The organism is Ruegeria sp. BK1 (assembly GCF_056535645.1).
The window spans coordinates 1,502,637-1,525,932 of the sequence record NZ_JBQFIS010000001.1; the positions used below are offsets into that span (position 1 = coordinate 1,502,637).

Here is a 23,296-nt window from a genome sequence, read left to right on the forward strand (position 1 = left end):
CGCTTAGCGGATTGTGGGGGCGGACAAAAGGTCGGAATTGACGCAGAGCTTTAGACGGAACGCGATGTGGTTGGGGTGGGAGTGAGGGGCCAGCCCCTCACGCTCCCCGGGATATTTTTGGCCAGATGAAGGGAGATCCGTCAGGCCGTGAGCGCGGCAAGGGCGATGCGGCGACCTTCGGAGAGCAGGACGTTGTAGGTTCGGCAGGCGGCGGGGGAATTCATGATCTCGACCCCGATACCCGCATCTTCAAGCGTGTTACGCAGTTTGGCGGGAATATGTGCCAGCTCTGCCCCGGTGCCGATGAACAGGACGTCAATGTTGGCGGCAAGATCGAGGAGCGGTTGGGCATCCTCATAGCCCCGCCATTCCGAGGTGCCGGTTGGGCCGGTGAGAACCGCGCCGTGAAAGAGCGCGCCGCCCACGCGGAAGAAACCGGGGCCGTAGCCATCGACAGGGGTGGCGTTGGTATAGGTGATCTCGTTCAGGCGCATGGGTTCGTTCTAGCCCCAAAGTGGTAGGCCCGACAAGGCCGCAACGGCAATCACTAGATACGCGGCAGCGCGGTAGAGCCTTTCGTGTTCGGGGCGGAACAGTTTGCCGCCCAGCCAATTGCCGATCAGGTTTGGCACAGCAAGCAGCAACCCCAGAAGCGCGGCCATTCCGGTCACCCGCCCCATACCTGTGAGGTAGCCCAGTAGCAGAAAGTCGAAGGCAAATAGGAATAGTAGAATGGTGGCGCGGATGACCGTCACTTGCAGTGGGCGGGACATGTAGAACAGTATGACCGCTGGACCAGGCAGGCCTGCCACGCCTCCAAGAAATCCTGCAGCGCAGCCGATGCCGACCACCATCGTGCGGCTGACATAGCCGTGATAGCGCAGACCTAGGATCAGGACCACCAGCATCGCGATCGACAGGAGGCTAACCGCGTACCGAAAGACATTCACGTCGACCTGCGTCAAAATCCAAAGCCCAAATGGCAGGATCAGGGCGCACCCGGCCACCAGCCGGATCAAGTCGCCCCGGTCAACCTCGCGCCACGCACGGCGCAGGTTGGGGAGCGGACCGAAGATATCCATGATGGTCAGCCCAATCAGCGCGCCGAACGGGCCCAGAAAAGGCGTTGCGATAGGCAGGAAGATCAGCGCCGTGCCAAAGCCGGAAAACCCACGCACGATGCCGCTGAGGAAGGCGGCGCATAGAATAATGGCCAGCCCTGTGGGGGACTGGCCAAAAAGATCAGGCGTCGATGTTTGCAAACTGGTTGCCCGCCGTGTTCGACGGTTTGGACCAGTCGCGTTTGACCCCCAGCCACAGCAGGATGGTCGAGGCCACAAAGACCGAAGAATACGTCCCGACGATCACGCCCCAGATCATCGCGAAGACGAAGCCACGGATGACGTCTCCGCCCAACACATAAAGCGAGATCAGCGCCAGCAGGGTTGTGACCGAGGTCATGACTGTCCGGCTGAGGGTCTCGTTGATCGAGATGTTGAGGACCTCTTTTAGATCTTTCTTTTTGTATTTGCGCAGGTTCTCACGCACCCGGTCAAAGACAACCACCGTGTCGTTCAGCGAATAGCCCACGATGGTCAGCAGCGCAGCGATGATCGCCAGATCGAACCGGATTTGCAGTTCCGAGAAGATGCCGATGGTCAGGATCACGTCATGCACAAGCGCGGCCACCGCCCCCAGGGCAAACTGCCATTCGAACCGTAGCCAGATATAGACCAGCACGGCCCCAATCGCGAGGACAACGGCGATCACGGCGGTCTGGATCAGTTCACCCGAAACCTTGGGACCGACGGATTCAACGGACACAAATTGGATATCGGGGGCTGCCGCCTTCAATGCCTCTTCCACAGCCGTTACTGTTGCGGCCGAGACCGCTTCGGCTTCCGCCTGCGCCTGAATGCGGATCATGGCGACGTTTTCGTCCTCGTCAAAGGTCGGGTCGAAAATCTCGGTGATTGTGACATCGCCCAGTTCAAGCGGAGCGATGGCGTCGCGATAGGCACCCACGTCGATCTCTTGCGCCGATTGGGTGCGGATCGTGGTGCCGCCCCGGAAGTCGATGCCGAAATTCAGGCCCTGCAACATGAAGGACGTAAAGGCCAAGACCATCATCAAGCCGGAAATACCCAGCCAAACCTTCCAGCGACTGAAGAAATCGAACGAGGTTTCTTGAGGGACAAGTTTCAGTCTCATGATCAAACCTCGATCGTTTTCGGGCGGCGGCGTTCGAACCAAATCACGATCATCAGGCGCGTCACGAAGATCGCGGTGAAGACCGAGGTGAGGATGCCCAGACCCAGAGTGATGGCAAAGCCCCGCACCGGTCCGCTGCCCATGGCAAACAGGATTGTCGCCGTGATGAATGTGGTGACGTTCGCGTCCAGAATGGCCGACAGTGCCTTTTCATAACCCAGCTCAATTGCACGGGCCGGACCTCGGGCGGATTTCAGTTCCTCGCGGATACGTTCAAAGATCAGCACGTTGGCGTCCACCGCCATGCCGACTGTCAGCACGATCCCCGCGATCCCCGGCAAGGTCAGCGTCGCCCCGATTAGTGATAGAAGACCAAACAGCAGTCCGACGTTCAGGATCAGCGCGATATTGGCGAAGATACCGAACAAACCATAGCTGAGCGCCATGAAGACCAGGACAGCAACAAAGGCCACGATGGTGGCCACCTTGCCTGCGTCGATACTGTCTTGTCCCAGCTCGGGGCCGATCGTGCGTTCTTCAAGGAACTCCAGCCCCGCCGGCAGCGCACCTGCGCGCAGCAGGACGGCCAGATTGGTGCTTTCCTCAACCGTGAAATTGCCGGTGATGATGCCCGAACCACCCGGAATATGGCTTTGGATCACCGGGGCCGAGATCACTTCGTCATCAAGCACAATCGCAAAAGGCGCGCCGATGTTCTCCAGCGTGTAGTCGCCGAATTTGCGGGCACCGGACGTGTTAAAGCGGAAATTGACCGCAGGGCGGCCGTTCTGGTCGAACGCGGGTTGGGCGTCAACCAGTTCCTCACCCGTCACAACGGGGGCGGATTCCAGAATGTAGTACACACCGTCTTCATCAAGCGAAGGGACGACCTCTTGCCCGATGCCCGGCGCGGTATCCGCATCGGTCGTGCGGCCAGCAACCGGATTGAAGGTCAGTTGCGCAGTGGTTCCGATGATCTCTTTCAGCTCGCCCGCGCTGCCGATGCCAGGCACCTGGATCAGAATACGATCCGCGCCCTGGCGTTGAATGGTGGGTTCACGCGTGCCGACCTCGTCGATACGACGGCGGATGATCTCAAGCGACTGTCGAACGGTGCGATCGTCCGAGGCCAGCTTCTCGGCATCCGACAGTTGCACGACGATGGTGTCGCCTTCGGAGCGGGCTTCGATATCAGTGGCCCCTACCCCGGACAGCGTCTGCACCTGACGGGCCAGACCACGCACGACTTCCAGCGCGCGCGCCATGCCTTCGGGCTGACTGATACGCACCCGAATCTCATCGGGGGCCGAGTTCTGACGGCGGATGGTGCCTACGGTCGCCCGCTCATCCCGCAGCGCGTCGCGGATTTCAGGCCACATGGCATCCATACGGGATTCGTAGACATCGCTGACCTTAACCTCGGCCAGCAAGTGTGCACCGCCACGCAAGTCGAGGCCCAGATTGACCAAGGACGACGGCAACCAGTTTGGCCACTGCGCCGCTTCGGCCTGCATCTCGGGCGTGTCGATGCCAAGCTCGATCGCGGCCTTGGCATCGTTGGATTGTTCAACGCGCGTGTAAAACGCATTCGGCAGGGCCATCAGCAGGCCGGTCACGCAGACCAGCCAGATCAGAACCCGCTTCCAGGTATCAATGTGCAGCATTACCCTGCCTTTTCAAGGATTTGACGCGCGACGTTACTTCGCCGGTTCAGTCTTGCTCAGAACCTGCGCGATGGTCGATTTGACGACGCGAACCTTGACACCCTCGGCCAGTTCAACCTCGATCTCGTTCTCGCCTTCCTTGACCTTCGACACTTTGCCGATCAGGCCACCCTGCGTGACCACCTGATCACCCCGGCGCACAGCTTCGACCATGGCCTGATGTTCCTTCATCTTTTTCTGCTGAGGACGGATCAGCAGGAAATACATGATCGCAAAGATCAGGATCAGCGGGAGAAACTGGGCGATTGCGCCACCTTCCATGGGATATTCCTTTTGGTTTGGTGTTTGCGGAGGGCCCGCAAATTTTGCGAGAACCTATTCTTTGAACTGACTGTTTGCAAGGAATGGCGGTACAGGTTTTTGCACCGAAACTCAGATAATGCGCAAAGATTTGGCCAAGCGTTGCAGTTAAGTCCTAGAAACAAGCGCTTGCGTCGATATAGTTGAACCGCGGGAGGTCCAATGGCGCACATTCATCTGAAACTGGGATTGCTACTTCAGATACTGGTCACGACCCTGTGGGTTGGCCTTTGTGCGGCGCCTGCTTCTGGTCAGGAAACTGTCGAAGCACCTGTCGAAAACGAAGAACAATCCGAGACCTTCAAAGCACCCGTTATCGTCGACGGCGATACTCTGTTTTTCTTACGTGGTTCCAGCGCACTACCAGCATCGGAACGCGCCGAAGCAGTACAGGAAAAAATAATAGAAGCGGCCGAAGCCTCAGATAACCTTGAAGTCACAATCACTTATGAGGATACTGAACTCGGTACACGCATACTGGTCGACGGACTTTCGGTATCGGTTGTGACGGTCGCCGACGCGGAACTGGAGCAGATTGAACTGGAAGTTCTCGGTTTTCTCCATGGCGAGGCCATTGAGCAAGCGATCCTGGCCTACAGGTCCAATCGAACTGATCAAGCGCGAGTTTCCGGAGCGATCGAAGCCACCGCATGGACAATAGGCTTTGGTATCTTTGTTGCCATCATCCTTTGGCTGCATCGCAGGATCAGACGCAAGACGCTGAAATTCGTACAACGGCATCTGAAGGACGTGGAAAACGCCACCGCAAAAAGCGTTCAGGCTGAAGCGATTGCCGCACTGGTTCGATATACCCTGAATTTCGTCCTGCTGGTGATCTTCTTTCTGGGTTTCTACTATTATCTGTCCTTCGTCCTACTCGCCTTTGCCGAAACACGGTACTTCGCGCAGCTTCTGCTGACTTACCTGACCGAGCCTGTTCTACTGATCTTTAAGGGCATCCTTAGTTACATCCCCAACTTGATCATGCTGGGTCTAATCAGCTGGGTCACGGTTTATATCATTCGGGGCATGCGAGTGTTCTTTGACGCTGTCGAGGCCGGGTCATTCGATCTGGGGGATTTTGAAAAACACTGGGTGAGCCCAACCTTCAACATCGCGCGCGTCGTCGTCATACTAATCGCGCTGGTCTTTGCCGTTCCTTACATTCCGGGATCAGATTCGGCTGCCTTTCAAGGCCTGACCATTCTGGTGGGCGCAATGCTGTCGCTGGGCGCAAACTCGGTCGTTTCAAACATGCTGGCGGGGCTGTTTGTGATCTATCGGCGCTCGACCTCGATTGGGGACCGCATCCAGATTGGCGATCACATTGGCGACGTGGTGCAGATCAAGCTGATGGAGACGCATCTGAAATCCATCAAGAACGAACTGATCTCGATCCCCAACGCGCAGTTGATGAACTCGGACGTGGTGAATTTTTCCAAGAAAACCGATGGCAGCGGGCTGTTACTGCACACCACTGTCGGCATCGGATATGAGGAACCGCCCGAGAAGGTCGAAGCCATGCTGATCGAGGCCGCCCGCCGCACCAAGGGGATCAAGGCCAAGCCGGAACCCTTTGTTTTGTGGACTGCTTTGGCCGATTACGCGATCAATTACCAGATCAACGGCTATACTACGCGGGGCAGCATCATTCCAAAGATCCGTTCGGACCTGCACCGCAATATCGTGGCCGTGTTCAATGAGAACGGCGTACAGATCATGACGCCCTCTTACATGGCCGATCCGCCCGATCCGAAAATCCCCAGCGAAGACTGGGATGGCCATCTGGCGCATGAATCCCACGAGGACGCGGATAAGTCGTAACCGGTGCTACACCCTGCGGTTCAGATGGTGCATAAGCGGTCTCAGTGATTCACGCATTCAAGGATCTGAGACATGCACGACATCCGCGCCATTCGCGAAAACCCCGCCGCCTTCGACGCCGCCCTTGCGCGCCGTGGGGACGCGCCGGTGTCGTCGGACCTGCTTCGGCTGGACGAAAGCCGCCGTGCGAAAATTCTGGCAGCTGAGACCGCTCAGGCCGAACAGAACAAGGCCAGCAAAGAGGTCGGCGCCGCCAAGGCGCGCGGTGATGAGGCGGAATTCGAACGCCTCCGCGCGCTGGTCGCCGAGAAAAAGGCCGAGATCGCCCAAATGCAGACCGAAGCCAAGGATCTGGACGCTCTGCTGACGGATCAACTGATCCGCATCGCCAACCTGCCGGCCGAGGACGTGCCCGAAGGAGCCGATGAAAACGACAATGTCGAGGTCAATCGCTGGGGCACCCCGCGCGAGCTGGATTTTGCTCCGAAAGAGCACTTTGAGATCGACGCCGTGCAAAACGGCATGGATTTCGAGACTGCCGCGAAATTGTCCGGCTCGCGTTTTGTGCTGCTGTCCGGCGGCATCGCACGCATCCACCGCGCGCTGGCGCAGTTCATGCTGGACACGCATATCAACGAGAACGACCTGACCGAGGTCAACGGCCCCGTTCTGGTTCTGTCGGAAATGATGCAGGGCACTGGTCAGCTGCCGAAATTCGGCGAGGACAGCTATCAGACGCGCGAAGGCTGGTGGCTGATCCCGACGTCCGAGGTCTCGCTAACCAATATCGTCAACGACACGCTGATCGAGGAAAACTACCTGCCCCGCCGCTATACCGCGCATTCGTTGTGCTTCCGGTCCGAGGCCGGTTCGGCCGGCAAAGATACGCGCGGGATGCTGCGTCAGCACCAGTTCGAGAAGGTCGAGATGGTCTCCGTCACACATCCGAACAATTCCGACGACGAGCAGAAGCGCATGTTGCGCTGCGCCGAAGGGATTCTGGAAAAGCTGGGCGTGCCCTATCGCACCGTGATACTGTGTACCGGCGACATGGGCTTTGGCGCGCGTCGCACCTATGACATCGAAGCCTGGCTGCCCGGTCAGGATACGTACCGCGAGATCAGCTCGGTCTCGACCTGTGGAGACTTTCAGGCTCGTCGCATGAACGCACGCTTTCGTCCCGAAGGCGGGGGTAAGCCGGAATATGTCCACACGCTGAACGGCTCTGGGCTTGCTGTGGGGCGCTGCCTGATTGCAGTGCTGGAAAACGGCCAGAACGCCGACGGCACCGTCACTCTGCCCAAGGTGCTGGCTCCCTATCTTGGTGGCAAGCTGACACTGCAACTGGACGGCAGATTGGCATAAGAAAACCGGCGCGCTACAGCCGCCGGTTCGCAAATCTCAAAGGTGAGGAAGGGTTACTTCTTCGCCTTTTTCTTTTCTTTCTTCTTGTCTTTGTTCTTGTCGTCTTTTTTCTTCTTGTCTTTGGACTTGTCGTCCTTTTTGGACTTTTTGTCCTTCTTCGCCTTTGCCTTCACCTTGTCCTTGGCTTTCGAGAACACGGCCTCCATCTCGGCGCGTTTTTTGGCGGCCTTTTCCGCTTTGGCTTTGGCCTTGGCTTTTTTCCGTGCTTTGGCTGCCGCGGCATCTGCGGCTGCTTTTTCCTCGGCCGCTTTGCGGGCCGCCGCCTCAGCCGTTTTTTCGGCAGCGGCCACCGTCTTGCGCGCGACCGGTTTACGCGCCGCCGGTTTGCGCGTCGATGTTCGGCGTGCGGCTGGCTTGGTGGCAGCCGGCTTGGCGGCTGGTTTGGTCGAAATCGCCTCTTTCGCTGCAGCGATCAGCCGCGGCGCACGCGCGACACCAATTCGGGGGACCTTGACCAGATCGGCAGGGCTTGCCTTGGCGATGGCTTCTGCGGTTCTAAAACCGTTTGCCGTAAGCGCTTGTCCTAACGCTTCGCCCACACCTTTAACGTCGGTCACTGAGGTCATTCCTTGTCCTTTCTGTATTTCCAAGCAGATGTATATACACTGAATATACAGATCCGCAAGCCGTATGATCCCAGACCTAACTGCTATGGGCCAAGTTGGCTGTTTGTCGTTTCTTTGGGAACGGCACCAGGCGTTTGGCGTCTTCGTCCCACAGTTTGAGGTTCAATGCCGCCACCGCTTCGGGGAACTTGATCCGGCGCGGCGTGTATTCGGGCGGTAGGTTGTAGTGACATTCCCGCAGTCGGTAAGACGGGATACGCGCGTTGAAATGGTGGATGTCATGCAACGTAATGCAGGCCACCGCGTTGTCGAACCACCAACCGAAATCCAATGCGGACGACCCCTGCAAAGCCGCCAGTTTAGGGTCCAGGTCAGGGCGCCGATCCCAATAGGTATCCTCAAAATTATGCTGGAGATATACAAGGAATACGCCCAGCATCCCACCCAACAAAGAGAAGACAAGCCACACCAGAATGCCGGTACTGCCCGCTATCAGGTACAGCAGCCCCAGAAACACGATGATAGACAGGTTGTGCAGAACGACACCGGTCACACCGAACCGCATCGTGTTCTTGGGCCAGCGATAACGGATGAAATAGGTGAACAATGCGCCCACTGGGACAAGGATGAACGGATTGCGGTAAAGGCGATAGAACAAACGGGTTTTCCAGTCCGCCTTAGTCCACTCGCGCACTGTCATCGTGTGAATTTCACCGGTTTCGCGATGTTCCAGGTTTCCGATTCCGGAATGGTGCAGATTGTGGTTCTGCTTCATCACTTCGAACGGGGCAAAAGTGAAAGGTGACAGCCCATGCCCGGCCCATTCATTTTGTAGACGTGTTTCGAAAAGGGAATGGTGGCCGCAATCGTGCTGCAAGACATACAGGCGCACGGCGGCAAATGCGAAAACAATCCCGGCGGGGACCATAATATACCAGCGATCCACATAAGCGACGGCCAGCGCAAGCGATGCAAAATACACCGCGAAAGTCCCAAAATAACTGAGAGCCGCCAGCCGGTTGTCCTGCACCGCATATTGTCGCGTGTATTCTCTTAGATCCATCCAGCCCGCCCCTCACGATGGCCCGGTTTAATATCAATTTGAAATTAAGCGTGGAATTCTCACATGCAACCCGCACGCGCGAAAACAAATGCACGCCAGTGAATGCTAGCGTGCAGTTTGGGGCCTGTCACGCCCCTCAGCCGAAAATGCTGCGATTTGGCGCGGTTACGCGCGCCCTTTGAGATGTTTGGCCAAAGCACCGGCGTTTTTCTTACGCCGTCCTTTGTAGGGGTTCTTGTCGCCCTGGCCGCGCAATGTCAGGCGGATGGGCGTACCGGGCATGTCAAAATCCTCGCGCAAGCCATTGATCAGATAGCGGTTATAGCTTTCGGGCATCTTGTCGGGATGCGAGCACATCACGACAAACCCCGGCGGGCGGGTTTTGGCTTGCGTCATATAGCGCAGCTTGATCCGGCGGCCCTGCGGTGCCGGCGGTGGGTGCTGTTCCAGCATCGCAGTCAGCCAGCGGTTCAGCGCAGCCGTGGGCACACGGCGATTCCACACATTATGCGCACGCAGGATGGCCGCACGCAGACGTTCCAGACCCCGGCCCGTCTTGGCGGACACCGTGATCAGAGGCGCGCCGCGCAGTTGCGGCAGCAGCCGTTCAAAGGATTCCTTGAGGTCGCGCAGTTTCTCCTGCTTGTCCTCTTCAATATCCCATTTGTTCACTGCGATGACGACCGCGCGACCTTCGCGTTCAGCCAGATCGGCGATACGCAGGTCTTGCTGCTCAAATGGAATTGCCGCATCCAGCAAAACCACCACGACCTCGGCGAACTTCACCGCGCGCAACCCGTCGGAAACCGAGAGCTTTTCAAGCTTTTCCTGCACCTTGGCCTTTTTGCGCATGCCTGCCGTGTCGAAAATCCGCATCGGCGTGCTGTCGCCATCCGGGTCGGCCCAGTCTACCCGAAGGCTGATCGCGTCGCGGGTGATCCCGGCCTCGGGGCCGGTTAGCAGACGATCTTCGCCCATGATCTTATTGATCAACGTAGATTTTCCCGCATTCGGGCGACCTACAACAGCCACCTGCAACGGCTTAGCTGCGGTGATCAGAGGGGTTTCGCCCTCACCATCCTCATCCAGTTCGATATCGGTCTGGGGGGCGTCATCGACGGCCTGCTCCTCGGCTGCATCAGCCAGAGGCATCAACTGGGTATACAGGTCCGTCATCCCCTCGCCATGCTCGCCCGACAGTCGGACGGGTTCGCCAAGGCCCAGATTATAAGCCTCAAGCACACCGGCATCGGCGGCTGAGCCTTCGGCCTTGTTCGCCGCAAGGATCACATGTTTCGAACGTTTGCGCAGGATATCGGCAAACAGCTCATCGGTCGGTGTCACGCCAACCCGCGCATCGATCATGAACAGACAGACATCCGCCATGTCTACAGCGCGTTCTGTCAGTCGACGCATCCGACCCTGAAGGCTGTCATCGGTGGCGTCCTCAAGCCCGGCGGTATCAATCACGGTAAAACGCAGATCGGCCAGACGCCCTTCGCCCTCGCGCAGGTCGCGCGTCACGCCGGGCTGGTCGTCGACCAAGGCCAGACGTTTACCAACAAGGCGGTTGAAAAGGGTGGATTTGCCCACATTCGGGCGCCCCACGATGGCGAGGGTCAGTGACATGACATTCAACTTTCAAGACTCAGACGCGCCCTTTAGCGCATCTTTTCGTCAACGGAAAGCGTGTAGATCACCTTTGGTCGATACGACATACAAGGTCTGCCCCGCCACGACGGGTGCAGTGGTGGCCCCGCCGGGGACCTCGACCCGGTTGACCAGCGCGCCATCGACGGGATTAAAGAAGCGCAGGTAGCCATCATTCGAGGCGATTACGATGCGCCCTCCGGCCAGAATCGGGCCGTAATGAGCCACTATGGGACCACGACGGTTGGGTTTGTCCTTTACGAAGCCTGGCAAGTCCTGCGCCCAGACTACCTGACCAGTCGCTGCGTCCAGACGGATCAGCTGGCTGCGGTCGCTGACCTGGAAAATGCTGTTGCCCGCAGGCCAAACCGTATCAATTGCGCCTTCATCGGCGGTCCACTTTCGCTCACCGGAATCCGCGTCAAAGGCCACGGTGCGGCCCGAGTGGTTCCCAATATAAATCGTGTCACCCAACACCATCGGGCCACCGGTGACATCAACGATCTGCGCCGCCGCGCGTCCACGGCGCCCACCGGCCACCGAGGCGTTCCAGCGGCGGATGCCGCCACGACGGAACGTGGCCGACACATCGCCAGAGCCAAAGGCGAACACGGCAAATTCCTGCGCGATTACCGGAGCGGGCGCACCCAGGACGTTTCCGACGCTCGGCGTGGCTTGAATCTGCCAAGCGATCCGCCCGTCTTTGACATCCACGGCCCAGCCGGTCTCATCCCCGGCGACCAGATACAGCAAGCCGCCATTTACCAAAGGCGCGCCGCTGCCGGTGGCGTTCAACCGTTTCTGCCAGCGGGTTACGCCGGTTCTGGCATCCAGCGCGGTAAGGCGACCAAACCCAGATGACACATACAAAACACCATCAGCATAGGCCAAGCCACCGCCTGTGGCGTCCGCGTCGCCATCCTGTGCAGGGATCAGATTAACGCTCCAGACAGTTGCGCCTTGTGCGGATGTCGCGGTGACGTTGGCGCCAGAGTCCAGAGTGTAGATCAAACCGCCTGCTACGACAGGCTCGGCTGTGATGCGCTGTTTGCGCGAATCCCCCTTACCGATGGAATTCGACCATACCCGTTGCGGAGTCGCGCGCAATTGCGCATGCGTGGTGCGGAACGCCGCTGTGCCAGGACTTTGCGGCCAGCTTACATTAGCTTGCTGGGCCGGCAGGCTGATAGGTTTGGCTCCACGTGTCTCAACCGCCTCGGAATCCGCAGCGGGGCGGATATCCTCACGGGGGCCGACCAGGATCACCTCGGCTTCCTGACAGGCAGCCAGTACTGTCAGGGAAAGAACTGCGACCGACGCTCCGACGCGGGAAAATAGACTTGTTACCATGATATTGCGCACTCGCCTGTCCAATATGTGTTCCGCCCCGGATTAGCCCTGCCGGGCTATCAGCGGTTCGGGTTCACCCCCAAGGGCTACAATCAGTTGCGCAGCACGCTGTTGCAGGTCAACACCGATCTCGGCATCTTGGCGCAGCGCTTGCAACCGCGCAATCGCCGCGTCGACATTGCCTTCAGACACATCCAGCAGCGCCAACTGCTCCTCCGCAAGCAAGCGCAGCGGCGCACCCGGCGCAGCCAAGGCTTCGAATTGCTGGCGTCTGTCTGCGATGGGCAGGCTATCCGCTTGCAGCAACAAGGCTTTAAAAGCCGCAATCGCCCGGTAGATCTCAGGCAGGTCCCCCTGCACCGCAATGGTGTTCAGACTTGCAACCGCATCCGCCTCGGACCCGGCTTCAACCTGGGACGCCGACAGCAACATATTCAGGACTGCATCTCCACCCGGCGCCGCCGCCTCAACCTCCGACAGGGAAGCAGCACGTTCCGCCGAGTCGTTTAACGCCAGAGCCGCTAGAATCGAGTCGCCCAGATCCTGGGCCTGTCCGGTTGCCCGCGCCTTGCGCACCTCGTTGAAGGCCGCGCCGCCGACGATCAGAACCACGGCCAGCACACCGACCCAGCCCCAGCGCCGCAGCAGCAGGTAAAGACGGTCCCGGCGGACCTCTTCGGTCACCTCATCAATGAAACTGTCGGTGTCGCTCATCCCTGCCCTCCGGGGCTGTAATCCGTGGTGTATGGCGCCATGTCATAACCCGCCACATTTGCCAAGCCAAGGGTCCGAATTCGCACATTTCCCACTAGGCGGCACAGGCTTGCGGAAAAAAGTGAACCAAACTATTCAGTTTAGCGTGGAAAAGCTGCATAATCAGCCCCACATTTAAGTACGTGCATCAACACCATCTTGGCAAAAATTTCTGGGAGAAACCCTTTATGCGCTTGATTTCGCTGGTAAATGCGGTTCTGGTAACAGTCGCACTGTTCCTGCTGGTGTTCGAGCGCGATGCGTTGTTTGCATTCGCAGGGCGGGCCGAAGCCGACGAAACAAGCGCAACCGAGTCGCCTGAACCAACATCAGATGCTTCGGACAAGTTCGCCGTCAATGTGGTTGCCCTGCGTTCAGTCGCACGCGAGATTGACAGCGCTGTGTCGCTGCGGGGCCAAACAAAAGCCAATCGTCAGGTCGAAGTTCTGGCCGAAACCACCTCGACCGTGATCTCGGAACCCAAGCGCAAAGGCACCTTTGTCGAGGCCGGGGATTTGCTGTGTGAACTGGATCCCGGCACCCGCCCGGCCAGTCTGGCCGAGGCAATGGCCGCCAAGCTTGAGGCCGAAAGCCGCATCCCCGAGGCCGAAGCCCGCTTGGAAGAAGCCCACGCATTGGTGGCCGAGGCCGAGATCAACCTAACCGCCGCGCAAAGACTGTCGGAAACTGGCTTTGGGTCGGAAACGCGGCGGGTTGCCAGTCAGGCCGCCATGCGCACCGCCGAGGCGGGTATCAAAACTGCCGAGGCCGGTCTGGAAGCCACGCGCGCCGGTATCGAAGCCGCCATTGCCGAGGTCGAAGCGGCCCGGCGCGAGATCGACCGTCAAACGATCGAGGCCCCGTTCAAAGGCCTACTGGAAAGCGACACTGCCGAACTTGGCAGTCTGATGCTGCCCGGCTCGCTATGCGCCACAGTGATTCAGCTTGACCCGATTAAGCTGGTGGGCTTTGTACCCGAAACAGAGGTCAACCGCGTGATTGTCGGGTCTGAGGCGACGGCGCAACTGGTTACAGGCCTTCAGGTGGCTGGCCGGGTCAGCTTTCTCAGCCGGTCCGCGGACGAAACTACCCGGACATTCGAGGTGGAAATCACCGTCCCCAACCCTGATTTGACAATCCGCGATGGCCAGACGGCGGATATTCGTATCGCGTCCGAAGGCACCAAGGCGCACCTGCTGCCGCAATCGGCCCTGACCCTCAGCCGTGAGGGGCAAGTCGGTGTGCGCACCATTGCGGCGGGCAACATTGTCGCCTTCCAGCCGATCCAACTGTTGCGCGACACGTCCGAAGGTGTCTGGGTCGATGGCCTGCCTGAAACGGTGGATATCATCGTGATCGGGCAGGAATTTGTGACTGCGGGTGTGAAAGTCGCCCCCACCTACAGGAACCTGACCGAATGACCGGAATCGTCAGCTGGGCCGCTGGCCGGGCCCGGATGGTCCTGGCCTTTATCGCCATCTCGCTGGTGATTGGCGGCTATGCCTATATTGGTCTGCCCAAAGAAGGCGAGCCGGATATCGAGATCCCGGCCCTGTTCGTCTCGGTTCAGTTCCCCGGCATCTCGGCGGAAGATTCTGAGAATCTGTTGGTCAAGCCGATGGAAACCGAGCTGGCCGATCTTGATGGTCTGAAAGAGATGACCTCGACCGCCGCCGAAAGCTATGCCGGGGTCGCGCTGGAATTTGATTTTGGCTGGGACAAGACCGCCATCATGGCGGATGTGCGCGATGCGATGAACAGCGCTCAGGCCGAATTTCCGGAAAGGGCCGAGCAATATTCGCTGACCGAGATCAACTTTTCTGAATTCCCCATCGTCATCGTCAACCTAACCGGCGCGGTACCCGAGCGCACAATGGCGCGCGTCGCCAAGGACTTGCAGGACGATCTGGAAGCGATGGATTCGGTTCTTGAGGCCGGTATCGCGGGCAATCGGGACGAACTGCTGGAGGTCATCATCGACCCCTTGCGTCTTGAGGCCTACAACGTCACCGCAGCAGAACTGATCAACGTCGTTCAGAACAACAACCAACTGATCGCCGCAGGTGAGGTCGAAACCGCACAGGGTACATTCTCGGTCAAGATCCCCTCGTCGTTCAAAACGGCGCAGGATGTCTACGACCTGCCGGTCAAGGTCAATGGCGACCGGGTCGTGACCATGGGCGAGCTGGCGCAGATCAACTACACTTTCGAAGACCGCGAAGGCACCGCAAGGTTTAACAGCGAATCCACGGTCGCCTTGCAAGTGGTCAAGCGCAAGGGCTTCAACCTGATCGACACGGTCGAGGACGTCAAAAAGACCATTGCCACAGCTCAGGCCAAATGGCCCGACCAGATGCGCGCCACGATCGAACTGGGCACCTCGAACGATCAGAGCCGCATCGTTGGCTCGATGGTCAGCCAGCTTGAAGGCTCGGTCCTGACGGCGATTGCGCTGGTGATGATCGTCGTTCTGGCCTCGCTGGGCACGCGGGCGGCGCTGTTGGTGGGGTTTGCGATCCCGACCTCATTCCTGCTGTGTTTTGCCTTCCTTGCCGTGATGGGCGTCAGTATTTCCAACATCGTGATGTTTGGCTTGATCCTTGCGGTGGGGATGCTAGTCGATGGCGCGATCGTTGTGGTGGAATATGCTGACAAGCGCATCAAAGATGGCGTCGGGCCCATGCATGCCTATGTCGAGGCGGCGCAACGCATGTTCTGGCCTATCGTGTCGTCTACTGCGACCACACTCTGTGCCTTCCTGCCCATGCTATTCTGGCCCGGCGTACCGGGTGAGTTCATGGGCATGCTGCCGGTCACGCTGATCTTTGTTCTGTCTGCCTCACTGATCGTTGCGCTGATCTACCTACCCGTGATGGGCGGCGTGTCTGGCCGTCTGAGCCGTGTGTTCGACCATGCCGCAGACTGGCTGCGGGTCCGCCTGTCCTGGCGCGCACGTGTCGCGCTGGTACCACCTGCGATGCTGCTAATCTTTATGGGCGCCATGCAAGTCCTGAACCCGGCCTATCTGATGCCTGCTGGCAGCTCGGGCGGTTTGGTATTCGGGGCCATCCTGTTCACGCTGGGGGCGTTTGCCGGCTCTGTCACGCTCAGCGCCGCTCGGATTGAACGCGCGCCGGACCCGCATGTGCACACCGCCCGCGAACACACTCGCTTTGGCCATGTGATCAAGTTTCTAGTCGGCAATCCGATCATGCCGGTGGTGTCGATTCTTGTCGTAAGTGCCGCTGTTGTCATGGTCATGATCGCCTATGGCAACAACAATCGCGGGGTCGAGTTCTTTGTCGAAAACGAACCCGAACAAGCCACTGCCTATGTGCGCGCCCGTGGCAACATATCCCTGGCTGAAATGGACCAGATGGTTCTAGATGCCGAACGGATCATCGGATCGCACCCCGCTGTGGTCAATGTGTTCTCTTTCGCTGGAGAAGGTGGCCTGACGCAGAACAATGGCGGCGCGCAGGCCCCCGCTGACACCGTGGGCCGCGTTCAGTTCGAGATCATCCCATGGGAGGATCGCCCAACCATTTCCGAGCCAATCCTGTTTGGTCTGCTGGACCGTCAGACCATCGCGCCAGAGTTTGACGGCGATGTCGTTCTGGACGAGTTGAATGCCGAACTGGCTACCATTCCCGGCATCGTGGTCGAGATTCTGCCGCTGGAACAGGGCCCGGCCTCGGCCAAGCCGGTACACCTGCGCCTGAAGGGCGACAGTTGGCCTGAGCTGACTGCTGCCACGCAAACCGCACGCGGAGTGTTTGACGAAACGCCGGGGCTGATCAAGATCGAAGACACCCTGCCCCTGCCCGGTATCGACTGGCAGATCGACGTGGACGTTGCCAAAGCGGGCCGGTTTGGCGCGGATGTGGCGACCGTCGGTGCCATGGTTCAGCTTGTGACCCGCGGCCTACTGCTGGGTGAAATGCGCCCCGACACGGTCGATGAAGAGATCGAAATACGCGTCCGACTGCCCGAAGATGACCGCGTGCTGTCAACGTTGGATACCTTGAAAGTGCGCACAGCGGACGGTCTGGTGCCCCTGTCTAACTTTGTGACCCGCCAACCTGTCGCCAAACTGGCCGAGATCAATCGCGTCGACCAGCAGCGTTACTATGATGTGAAGGCGGATGTGGAACCGGGTTTGGTCGATATGGTCGCCATGTCGACCGACAGCGAAGGACAGAGCATCGAAGACAAGCGTCTTGCCTTGGTTCGCGAGGTTCTGGACGGTGCGTCCTCGTCGCTCAGTACGTTCGAAGGGGGCAATGGAAAGACCTACGAGGTCGTGCAACTAACCGGCGCTGCGGATATGCGAGAGTTGCTGTCCCAGGCTGAAACCGCGACCTACCGGCCCGTGACACCGAACGAGCGCATCGCGCTGCTGACCGAGTGGCTGGATAGCGATCCGTTTGGTCCCGCGATTGCTTGGGAATGGACCGGAGATCAGGAAGAACAGGCCGAATCCGGAGCCTTTCTGGCGAATGCCTTCCTGGGGGCGCTGGGGTTAATGTTTGTGATCCTGCTGGCGCAGTTCAACTCGCTCTATAACTCGGTGCTGGTGCTGCTGGCGGTGGTCCTGTCGACCACCGGGGTGCTGATCGGCATGATGGTGATGCAACAGCCCTTCTCGATCATTATGACCGGGACGGGCATCGTGGCTCTGGCCGGGATTGTGGTGAACAACAATATCGTTCTGATCGACACCTATCAGGAATACAGCAGCTATATGCCCCGGATCGAGGCGATCATACGCACCGCCGAATCCCGTATCCGCCCGGTCTTGCTGACCACGCTGACCACCATGGCCGGTCTGACGCCGATGATGTTCGGCCTGTCGCTGGATTTCATCAATGGTGGCTACTCGATCGACAGCCCGACTGCGCTGTGGTGGAAACAGTTGGCCACCGCCGTCGTGTTCGGGCTGGGCATTGCAACGGTGCTGACGCTGATCGTAACGCCCTCGATGCTGGCGCTGCGCGTCTGGGTCACGACCTACGCCCTGTGGCTAAGCCGGTTGCTGATGCGCGTCACGGCGGGTGAGAACAGCGCGCTTGCGCAAGAGGTCGCGATCCGGCGTGCTGCCCGTAAGGCGCAAGCGTCCGAAATGGTTTGGGATGATTCAACGGCAGATGACCGCGATCAGAAACCGGGGCATCCGCCTGGTCCACCGCTGAAAGCTGCCGAATAGAACTGGGTCAACCTACGGAAAGCCCTTATAACCGGGTCCAGGACTGGTGCGCGCAGATATGATGCTCGCACCCTTTGACCTTGAGCTTATCGCCCTGCAAGGTCATCTGCGGTACCGCGTCCACATTGATCAACGGCACCCAGAACTCACCGCCGCCATAGCTACCTCCGCCTTGGCTGGACACGTCCCAGAACAGCTTTTTGCCAATATTGGGCGTCTGCACCTCTTTCCCCGAGGAATCATAGGCCGACAGAATCTGACCGCAGAATTTGTCGCCGCACGCAGTGATCTTGATATGCGAGGTTAGGTTCTTGCGGTCCGGTTCAGTCTTCCACACTCCGACAATCGGATCATCTGACGCGAGCGCTGGCATCGCGCTCAAAATAATTGCGGTAACTGCCAGTTTCAAAGAAATACGCATCACCAGACCTCCAACCAATGGGGGCAGTATAACAGGTTATGCAGCTTGGGCATCCGATTGCTGACGGCTCCACAACTGGGCGTAGCGGCCCTGACGTTCCAGCAGCTCGTCATGGGTGCCCTGCTCCAGAATCTCACCTTGTTCCAGCACCACGATCCGGTCCGCTTCGGCGATGGTACTCAGACGGTGGGCGATGGTCAGAACCGTGCGCCCTTCGCCCGCGCGGGCTAGCGCATCTTTGATGTCCTGCTCGGTGTCTGTATCCAGCGCCGAGGTCGCCTCGTCCAGCAACAGGATCGGCGGGTTCTTGAGCAAAGTACGTGCGATCCCGACGCGCTGCTTTTCTCCGCCCGACAGCTTCAGGCCGCGTTCGCCGACCTTCGTGTCATAGCCTTCGGGCAGGGTCACGATGAAGTCGTGAATCTGCGCAGCCCTTGCGGCGGCCTCAACATCCTCTTGCGTGGCGCCATCGCGGCCATAGGCGATGTTGTAGCGGATCGTGTCGTTGAACAGGACGGTGTCCTGCGGCACCACGCCGATCGCAGAATGCAGGCTGGTTTGCGAGACATCCCGCACATCCTGCCCGTCAATCTTCAGCGCCCCACCTGTCACGTCATAGAAGCGGAACAACAACCGCCCAATGGTGGATTTGCCCGAACCTGTCGCCCCAACGATAGCCACCGTCTGCCCCGCCGGTACGGTCAGCGACACACCCTTCAGGATTTCCCGGTCTGCGTCATAGCCAAAGCGCACATCCTGCAACGTCACCTCGCCACCCGTCACCTTTAGCGCGGGCGCATTGGGCTTATCCGTCACCTCGGCGGGTTGTTCCAGCAGGTCGAACATCTGCCCCATATCGACCAGAGCCTGCCGGATCTCACGATAGACCGTGCCCAGAAAGTTCAGCGGCACGGTGATTTGGATCATGTAGGCGTTGACCATGACGAAATCACCCACCGTCAGCGCTCCATTCTGCACGCCGATTGCGGCCAAAACCATGACCCCGATCAGCCCGCAAGTGATCAAGAACGACTGTCCGAAATTCAAAAAAGCCAGCGAATACGCCGTCTTGAGCGCTGCCCCCGCATAGGCCTTCATAGACACATCATAGCGTTCAGCTTCGCGCGTTTCGGCGTTGAAATATTTGACGGTTTCGAAGTTCAGCAGGCTGTCTATGGCACGTTGATTGGCCTCGGTGTCCTGATCGTTCATCTCCCGGCGCAGTTTCACCCGCCATTCGGTCACGGCAAAGGTGAACCAGATGTAAAGCGCGATGGTGACGGCTACCACCACCAGATACCACACGTCGAACAGCCACATCAGAATGATCGCGACCAGCAACAGTTCGAGTATCAACGGCCCGATGGAGAACAGCAGGAACCGCAAAAGAAACTCGACACCTTTCACACCGCGCTCGATGATGCGGCTAAGGCCGCCGGTGCGGCGGGTCACGTGATAGCGCATCGACAGTTGGTGTATGTGCTGGAAGGTCTCTAGCGCCAAGGCGCGCAGGGCGCGTTGACCTACGGGTGCAAAGGCCGCGTCGCGCAGCTGCTGAAAGCCAACATTCATCATGCGTGCGATACCATAGGCAATGGTCAGTCCGACGGCCCCGAACGCCAGCGGCGGCACGCCGTCTCCGGCCAGGCTGTCCACCGCATCGCGATAAAGGATGGGTGTGCACACCGCGATCACCTTGGCCAGCACCAGCATGGCCATGGCGATCACAACACGCCGTTTCACCCAAGGCTCATTATCCGGCCAAAGGTAGGGCGCGACCTTACGGATCGTGCGCCAACCCGACCGTCGCTCGTCGGTTTCAGGCATATCTGCGGATTGCATAGGGGCTGCTCGTCTCATCACGTACCAGAACTGCGGTCAGAGATTGGCCCCTGACCCAAGAGGGTCAGAGGTACAGGATTATTCAGGAATGGTGAAGACCTGCCCCGGATAGATCAGATCGGGGTCTCGGATGGCGCTGCGGTTGGCCTCAAACACGCGCACAAACAACAGACCGTCACCATAACGTTCCCGCGATATCGCCCAGAGCGTATCACCCTCTTGCACGGTAACGGACCGGATAGCCGGGGCCTCAGCCGCGGCTGCGGCCGCGTTGGACGCCTCGGCCGCGCGCAGAACCTCCAGCGGTTCGCGTTTGAACGGCGTCTCCAGCCGGCTGACAACGGTGCCGTCAGAGCCCACCTCATCCACGCGCAGAGTATAGACGCCGGGATCGACATCCTCCAGCTCACTGCGCCATTTGCCGTCATCGGCAGGCGGCAGGTCATCCACCAACTTATTGTTAAGGTAAAGCCGAACGACCGAGCCATCCGGCACGCGCCCGGTCAGCTCCACATCTCCAGTGTCCGAATACCCAATCGTATCCAGTGCCACCTGATCCGCGTCTTCCTGAGGTGTTGCAGGCTGCACCAGCTCGACCCCATCTTGACCTGAACGCAGGATTGCAACCTGCTGTTCCGGTTCCTCTTTCTTGGGTTCCGGTTCCACTGCGGCGATTTGCTCATCCGCCGCTGGTTCTTCCGGAGCTTCAGCAGCCTGTTCTTCCTCCGACGCAGTGTTCTCGGCAATCTGTGTGCCTTCATCCGCCGGTGGCGCATCGTCTTCCTGCACCGTCGTCGGGGGTTCATCCTGGACCGGTTCAGCCTCCACCACAGGTTTGGGCAAGGCTGCGATCAGGTAGTCATCCGAGCGCACGGGCTGATCCTGCCCATCGGTTTCAAGCGTCAAACCACGCGCCGCACTGGAAAACGGGATCAGGACGAACTCGGCAAACTGTCCGCTGCGATCCACGGTGAAACTGTGCACCGTTTCACCATCCAGCAGCACTCGCACCACCGAGCCCGGCTCGGCATTACCCGACAGCACCGCGTTACCGTCGGGCTCGACAAAGATCTGATCAAGGCTGGGCGGGATTGTCTCAGGCGCGGCCTCGGCCACGTCTTCCGGTGCTGGCTCAGCCTCAGCCGGCGCAGCATCCTCAGCCACCTCCGGTTCTGACGGCGCGGTCGTCTCGGGCTGCGTTGAAGCGACGGGTTCTTCGGACGTAGCCGGTTCCTCCACCGCGACCGGCGCTTGCGCGCTTTCGGTCGGCGCGGGCTGTTCGGGGGTGGCTTCTGCTTGTGGCACTGGGTCCTCAGTCACAGGATCGAACACACCGGACAGATAAGCTCCGCCCGCCCCGATCAAAACCACTATTCCGGCGATCACCCCCCAGGTGAAAGTACCGGAGCTTTCGCGTCCAGACTGATCGTCCATTCTTTTCCTTCCACTCCGCAGCGCAAATGCTTTGACTTCCACGCATTCTGCCTGACGGTTGAGCCAATCTATCAATCTCGCTATCAGGGGTCAAAACCCCAGATACAACCCCGGAGAGCCTATATAATGACCCAGAAATCTGTCTGTGTGTATTGCGGGTCACGCAATGGTGTTAATGCGGCTTATGCGCAGGCTGCACACCGGTTCGGACAGTTGCTGGCACAAGAAGGCTGGCGACTGGTCTATGGCGCCGGAGATGTAGGTCTGATGGGCGAGGTTGCCCGCGCCACGCAGGACGCTGGTGGCGACACGTTCGGCGTCATCCCCGTGCACCTGCTGCAACGCGAGGTTGGCAAGACCGATCTGACCCGCTTTGTCGTGACCGAAACGATGCACGAGCGCAAAAAGGTCATGATCATGAACGCGGATGCGGTCGTTGTGCTGCCCGGCGGCCCTGGCTCGCTTGACGAGCTGTTCGAGGCGCTGACATGGCGGCAGTTGGGCCTGCATGACAAACCCATTCTGGTGATAAATGTGGATGGCTACTGGGACGCGCTGCACGATCTTGTGCAGCAGGTCATAGGTCAGGGCTTTGCTGATGCATCGCTGGGTGATTTCATCACATGGGTCGATGGGCCGGATGCAGCGATGACCAATCTGCGGCATTTATTGGAACCCAGCATAGGGTAAGCAGGCGACCACGTCACCTGCTTTCAAAACTCCACTTAAGTCGCTGGTTTCAAACGATTGATCAGAACCTGCTCGACCTTGTGGAGCGGATGATTTGTCAACGTCTTGTCGACCTCGGCGACCACTTTGCTCAGCACCTCTCCATGAAGGCGACGGCGCAACAGGCCCAGAACATGCGGACTGGCGACCAAAACAAGGCGTTGATACGCGCCTTTCAGCCCCTTGCGGTTCAACAGATTGGCCACATCCTGCACGAACAGGGATTTCGCATGCGCTTTCCACTTGGGTTCTTCAACGGCAGATTTCTGGTTCGGACCCGAATCCGCCCGCCGTCCCGCCCGGTCCGAGGGCTTGCTGCTGGCCCCATCGGTTTCTTCAACGGAGACAACCACCAGATTGGGGTCTTCGGCATCGGTGATATTCTCCATGAACAAAGCCTTTTCGCCATCTGCGATGACAATCCAAGTTCCCTGTGAAAGTGCAACCATCGTTTTCTCCTGCTATGGTTTTATGTGACCATCCCTTGTTCAACAGACATAGGCATCCCGTTGCGTACCAACGGTTTTTCGGCACGCTGCTTAAGTGTTTTTAGTAGATTGGCGGTTCTCTCCCTCCGCTCTATATAGCTAGGGACTAGAGCGGCCCGTACAATACGCATTCAGATTAATTCGAATTTGTCGGCGGGAAATTACCGGTCAGCAAGAGAGCAGACGTCAAGCAAATCCAAATGCTAAAACGTGAGCCGAAAAACAGATTGCGCAGCATTTTGTCTGGAAATCATTGTTCACATTGCGCGCATCTCTGTCAGTCGAGGAAAGCCTTAAGCCCACATTCTCA

Annotated in this window: 19 protein-coding genes; 5 read left to right on the forward strand and 14 right to left on the reverse strand. The window is 58.9% G+C overall.

What is annotated here, in order from left to right; translation table 11 throughout:
- Positions 1–140: 140 nt before the first annotated feature.
- Genes ACR3E7_RS07495 through yajC form a run of 5 tightly spaced genes read right to left on the reverse strand, consistent with a single transcriptional unit; the run spans position 141 to position 4,196 of the window.
- A complete protein-coding gene (locus ACR3E7_RS07495; protein WP_480502585.1) occupies positions 141–494 on the reverse strand; it encodes an Mth938-like domain-containing protein in 354 nt (117 codons plus the stop codon).
- A gap of 9 nt (positions 495–503) precedes the next feature.
- The gene (locus tag ACR3E7_RS07500; RefSeq protein ID WP_480502586.1) at positions 504–1,262 is read right to left on the reverse strand and encodes a sulfite exporter TauE/SafE family protein; all 759 of its coding nucleotides are present in this window, start codon (positions 1,260–1,262) and stop codon (positions 504–506) included.
- The gene (gene secF, locus ACR3E7_RS07505) at positions 1,243–2,211 is read right to left on the reverse strand and encodes a protein translocase subunit SecF (protein WP_480502587.1); all 969 of its coding nucleotides are present in this window, start codon (positions 2,209–2,211) and stop codon (positions 1,243–1,245) included. Before secF ends, ACR3E7_RS07500 begins: the two co-directional genes overlap by 20 nt.
- Positions 2,212–2,213: 2 nt before the next feature.
- Positions 2,214–3,875 (reverse strand): protein translocase subunit SecD, encoded by a 1,662-nt coding sequence (secD, locus tag ACR3E7_RS07510; protein ID WP_480502588.1) that lies wholly within the window; start codon positions 3,873–3,875, stop codon positions 2,214–2,216.
- Positions 3,876–3,908: 33 nt separating this feature from the next.
- Complete coding sequence (gene yajC / locus ACR3E7_RS07515) at positions 3,909–4,196, reverse strand: preprotein translocase subunit YajC (protein ID WP_480502589.1); 288 nt, start codon at positions 4,194–4,196, stop codon at positions 3,909–3,911.
- 201 nt (positions 4,197–4,397) lie between these two features.
- On the opposite strand from yajC, the gene ACR3E7_RS07520 reads away from it, so the two are divergent.
- Together ACR3E7_RS07520 and serS are read left to right on the forward strand one after the other, a co-directional pair.
- A complete protein-coding gene (locus ACR3E7_RS07520) occupies positions 4,398–6,059 on the forward strand; it encodes a mechanosensitive ion channel family protein (RefSeq protein ID WP_480502590.1) in 1,662 nt (553 codons plus the stop codon).
- Between the two features lie 72 nt (positions 6,060–6,131).
- Positions 6,132–7,424: a serine--tRNA ligase gene (gene serS, locus ACR3E7_RS07525; protein ID WP_480502591.1), complete on the forward strand. Its 1,293-nt coding sequence runs from the start codon at positions 6,132–6,134 to the stop codon at positions 7,422–7,424.
- Positions 7,425–7,477: 53 nt separating this feature from the next.
- Here serS and ACR3E7_RS07530 read toward each other — a convergent pair whose 3' ends face one another.
- From ACR3E7_RS07530 to ACR3E7_RS07550, 5 genes are all read right to left on the reverse strand, one after another.
- Complete coding sequence (locus ACR3E7_RS07530) at positions 7,478–8,050, reverse strand: helix-hairpin-helix domain-containing protein (RefSeq protein ID WP_480502592.1); 573 nt, start codon at positions 8,048–8,050, stop codon at positions 7,478–7,480.
- A 76-nt stretch (positions 8,051–8,126) separates the two neighbouring features.
- Positions 8,127–9,113: a fatty acid desaturase gene (locus ACR3E7_RS07535; protein ID WP_170782658.1), complete on the reverse strand. Its 987-nt coding sequence runs from the start codon at positions 9,111–9,113 to the stop codon at positions 8,127–8,129.
- Between the two features lie 165 nt (positions 9,114–9,278).
- Positions 9,279–10,742: a ribosome biogenesis GTPase Der gene (der, locus tag ACR3E7_RS07540; RefSeq protein WP_480502593.1), complete on the reverse strand. Its 1,464-nt coding sequence runs from the start codon at positions 10,740–10,742 to the stop codon at positions 9,279–9,281.
- A 48-nt stretch (positions 10,743–10,790) separates the two neighbouring features.
- Positions 10,791–12,113, reverse strand: a complete 1,323-nt coding sequence (locus ACR3E7_RS07545) for an outer membrane protein assembly factor BamB family protein (protein WP_480502594.1) — start codon at positions 12,111–12,113, stop codon at positions 10,791–10,793.
- 42 nt (positions 12,114–12,155) lie between these two features.
- Positions 12,156–12,827, reverse strand: coding sequence for a hypothetical protein (locus ACR3E7_RS07550; protein ID WP_170770408.1), 672 nt, complete (start codon positions 12,825–12,827; stop codon positions 12,156–12,158).
- Between the two features lie 227 nt (positions 12,828–13,054).
- On the opposite strand from ACR3E7_RS07550, the gene ACR3E7_RS07555 reads away from it, so the two are divergent.
- The gene (locus ACR3E7_RS07555) at positions 13,055–14,287 is read left to right on the forward strand and encodes an efflux RND transporter periplasmic adaptor subunit (RefSeq protein ID WP_480502595.1); all 1,233 of its coding nucleotides are present in this window, start codon (positions 13,055–13,057) and stop codon (positions 14,285–14,287) included.
- Positions 14,284–18,072 carry an efflux RND transporter permease subunit gene (locus tag ACR3E7_RS07560; RefSeq protein WP_480502596.1) on the forward strand — a complete coding sequence of 1,263 codons (3,789 nt, stop codon included), beginning with the start codon at positions 14,284–14,286 and terminating at the stop codon, positions 18,070–18,072. Before ACR3E7_RS07555 ends, ACR3E7_RS07560 begins: the two co-directional genes overlap by 4 nt.
- A 25-nt stretch (positions 18,073–18,097) precedes the next feature.
- Here ACR3E7_RS07560 and ACR3E7_RS07565 read toward each other — a convergent pair whose 3' ends face one another.
- From ACR3E7_RS07565 to ACR3E7_RS07575, 3 genes are all read right to left on the reverse strand, one after another.
- Positions 18,098–18,493, reverse strand: a complete 396-nt coding sequence (locus ACR3E7_RS07565) for a DUF2147 domain-containing protein (RefSeq protein ID WP_480502597.1) — start codon at positions 18,491–18,493, stop codon at positions 18,098–18,100.
- 36 nt (positions 18,494–18,529) lie between these two features.
- The gene (locus tag ACR3E7_RS07570) at positions 18,530–20,335 is read right to left on the reverse strand and encodes an ABCB family ABC transporter ATP-binding protein/permease (RefSeq protein ID WP_480502598.1); all 1,806 of its coding nucleotides are present in this window, start codon (positions 20,333–20,335) and stop codon (positions 18,530–18,532) included.
- A gap of 78 nt (positions 20,336–20,413) precedes the next feature.
- On the reverse strand, positions 20,414–21,769 hold the full coding sequence (locus ACR3E7_RS07575) for a LysM peptidoglycan-binding domain-containing protein (RefSeq protein ID WP_480502599.1): 1,356 nt from the start codon (positions 21,767–21,769) through the stop codon (positions 20,414–20,416).
- A 126-nt stretch (positions 21,770–21,895) separates the two neighbouring features.
- On the opposite strand from ACR3E7_RS07575, the gene ACR3E7_RS07580 reads away from it, so the two are divergent.
- Positions 21,896–22,459: an LOG family protein gene (locus ACR3E7_RS07580; RefSeq protein WP_480502600.1), complete on the forward strand. Its 564-nt coding sequence runs from the start codon at positions 21,896–21,898 to the stop codon at positions 22,457–22,459.
- A 35-nt stretch (positions 22,460–22,494) separates the two neighbouring features.
- Here the strand turns inward: ACR3E7_RS07580 and ACR3E7_RS07585 are convergent, their stop codons facing one another.
- Positions 22,495–22,947 carry a host attachment family protein gene (locus tag ACR3E7_RS07585; RefSeq protein ID WP_170788863.1) on the reverse strand — a complete coding sequence of 151 codons (453 nt, stop codon included), beginning with the start codon at positions 22,945–22,947 and terminating at the stop codon, positions 22,495–22,497.
- Positions 22,948–23,296: the final 349 nt, after the last annotated feature.

Bases quoted from the DNA above. Each gene is read 5' to 3' on its own strand.
- ACR3E7_RS07560 (WP_480502596.1), top strand. From the start codon at position 14,284: ATGACCGGAATCGTCAGCTGGGCCGCTGGCCGGGCCCGGATGGTCCTG.
- ACR3E7_RS07575 (WP_480502599.1), bottom strand. From the start codon at position 21,769: ATGGACGATCAGTCTGGACGCGAAAGCTCCGGTACTTTCACCTGGGGG.
- ACR3E7_RS07550 (WP_170770408.1), bottom strand. From the start codon at position 12,827: ATGAGCGACACCGACAGTTTCATTGATGAGGTGACCGAAGAGGTCCGC.
- ACR3E7_RS07555 (WP_480502595.1), top strand. From the start codon at position 13,055: ATGCGCTTGATTTCGCTGGTAAATGCGGTTCTGGTAACAGTCGCACTG.
- ACR3E7_RS07535 (WP_170782658.1), bottom strand. From the start codon at position 9,113: ATGGATCTAAGAGAATACACGCGACAATATGCGGTGCAGGACAACCGG.
- ACR3E7_RS07580 (WP_480502600.1), top strand. From the start codon at position 21,896: ATGACCCAGAAATCTGTCTGTGTGTATTGCGGGTCACGCAATGGTGTT.
- ACR3E7_RS07565 (WP_480502597.1), bottom strand. From the start codon at position 18,493: ATGCGTATTTCTTTGAAACTGGCAGTTACCGCAATTATTTTGAGCGCG.
- yajC (WP_480502589.1), bottom strand. From the start codon at position 4,196: ATGGAAGGTGGCGCAATCGCCCAGTTTCTCCCGCTGATCCTGATCTTT.
- ACR3E7_RS07520 (WP_480502590.1), top strand. From the start codon at position 4,398: ATGGCGCACATTCATCTGAAACTGGGATTGCTACTTCAGATACTGGTC.
- der (WP_480502593.1), bottom strand. From the start codon at position 10,742: ATGTCACTGACCCTCGCCATCGTGGGGCGCCCGAATGTGGGCAAATCC.
- ACR3E7_RS07570 (WP_480502598.1), bottom strand. From the start codon at position 20,335: ATGCAATCCGCAGATATGCCTGAAACCGACGAGCGACGGTCGGGTTGG.
- ACR3E7_RS07585 (WP_170788863.1), bottom strand. From the start codon at position 22,947: ATGGTTGCACTTTCACAGGGAACTTGGATTGTCATCGCAGATGGCGAA.
- secD (WP_480502588.1), bottom strand. From the start codon at position 3,875: ATGCTGCACATTGATACCTGGAAGCGGGTTCTGATCTGGCTGGTCTGC.
- serS (WP_480502591.1), top strand. From the start codon at position 6,132: ATGCACGACATCCGCGCCATTCGCGAAAACCCCGCCGCCTTCGACGCC.
- secF (WP_480502587.1), bottom strand. From the start codon at position 2,211: ATGAGACTGAAACTTGTCCCTCAAGAAACCTCGTTCGATTTCTTCAGT.
- ACR3E7_RS07495 (WP_480502585.1), bottom strand. From the start codon at position 494: ATGCGCCTGAACGAGATCACCTATACCAACGCCACCCCTGTCGATGGC.
- ACR3E7_RS07545 (WP_480502594.1), bottom strand. From the start codon at position 12,113: ATGGTAACAAGTCTATTTTCCCGCGTCGGAGCGTCGGTCGCAGTTCTT.
- ACR3E7_RS07530 (WP_480502592.1), bottom strand. From the start codon at position 8,050: ATGACCTCAGTGACCGACGTTAAAGGTGTGGGCGAAGCGTTAGGACAA.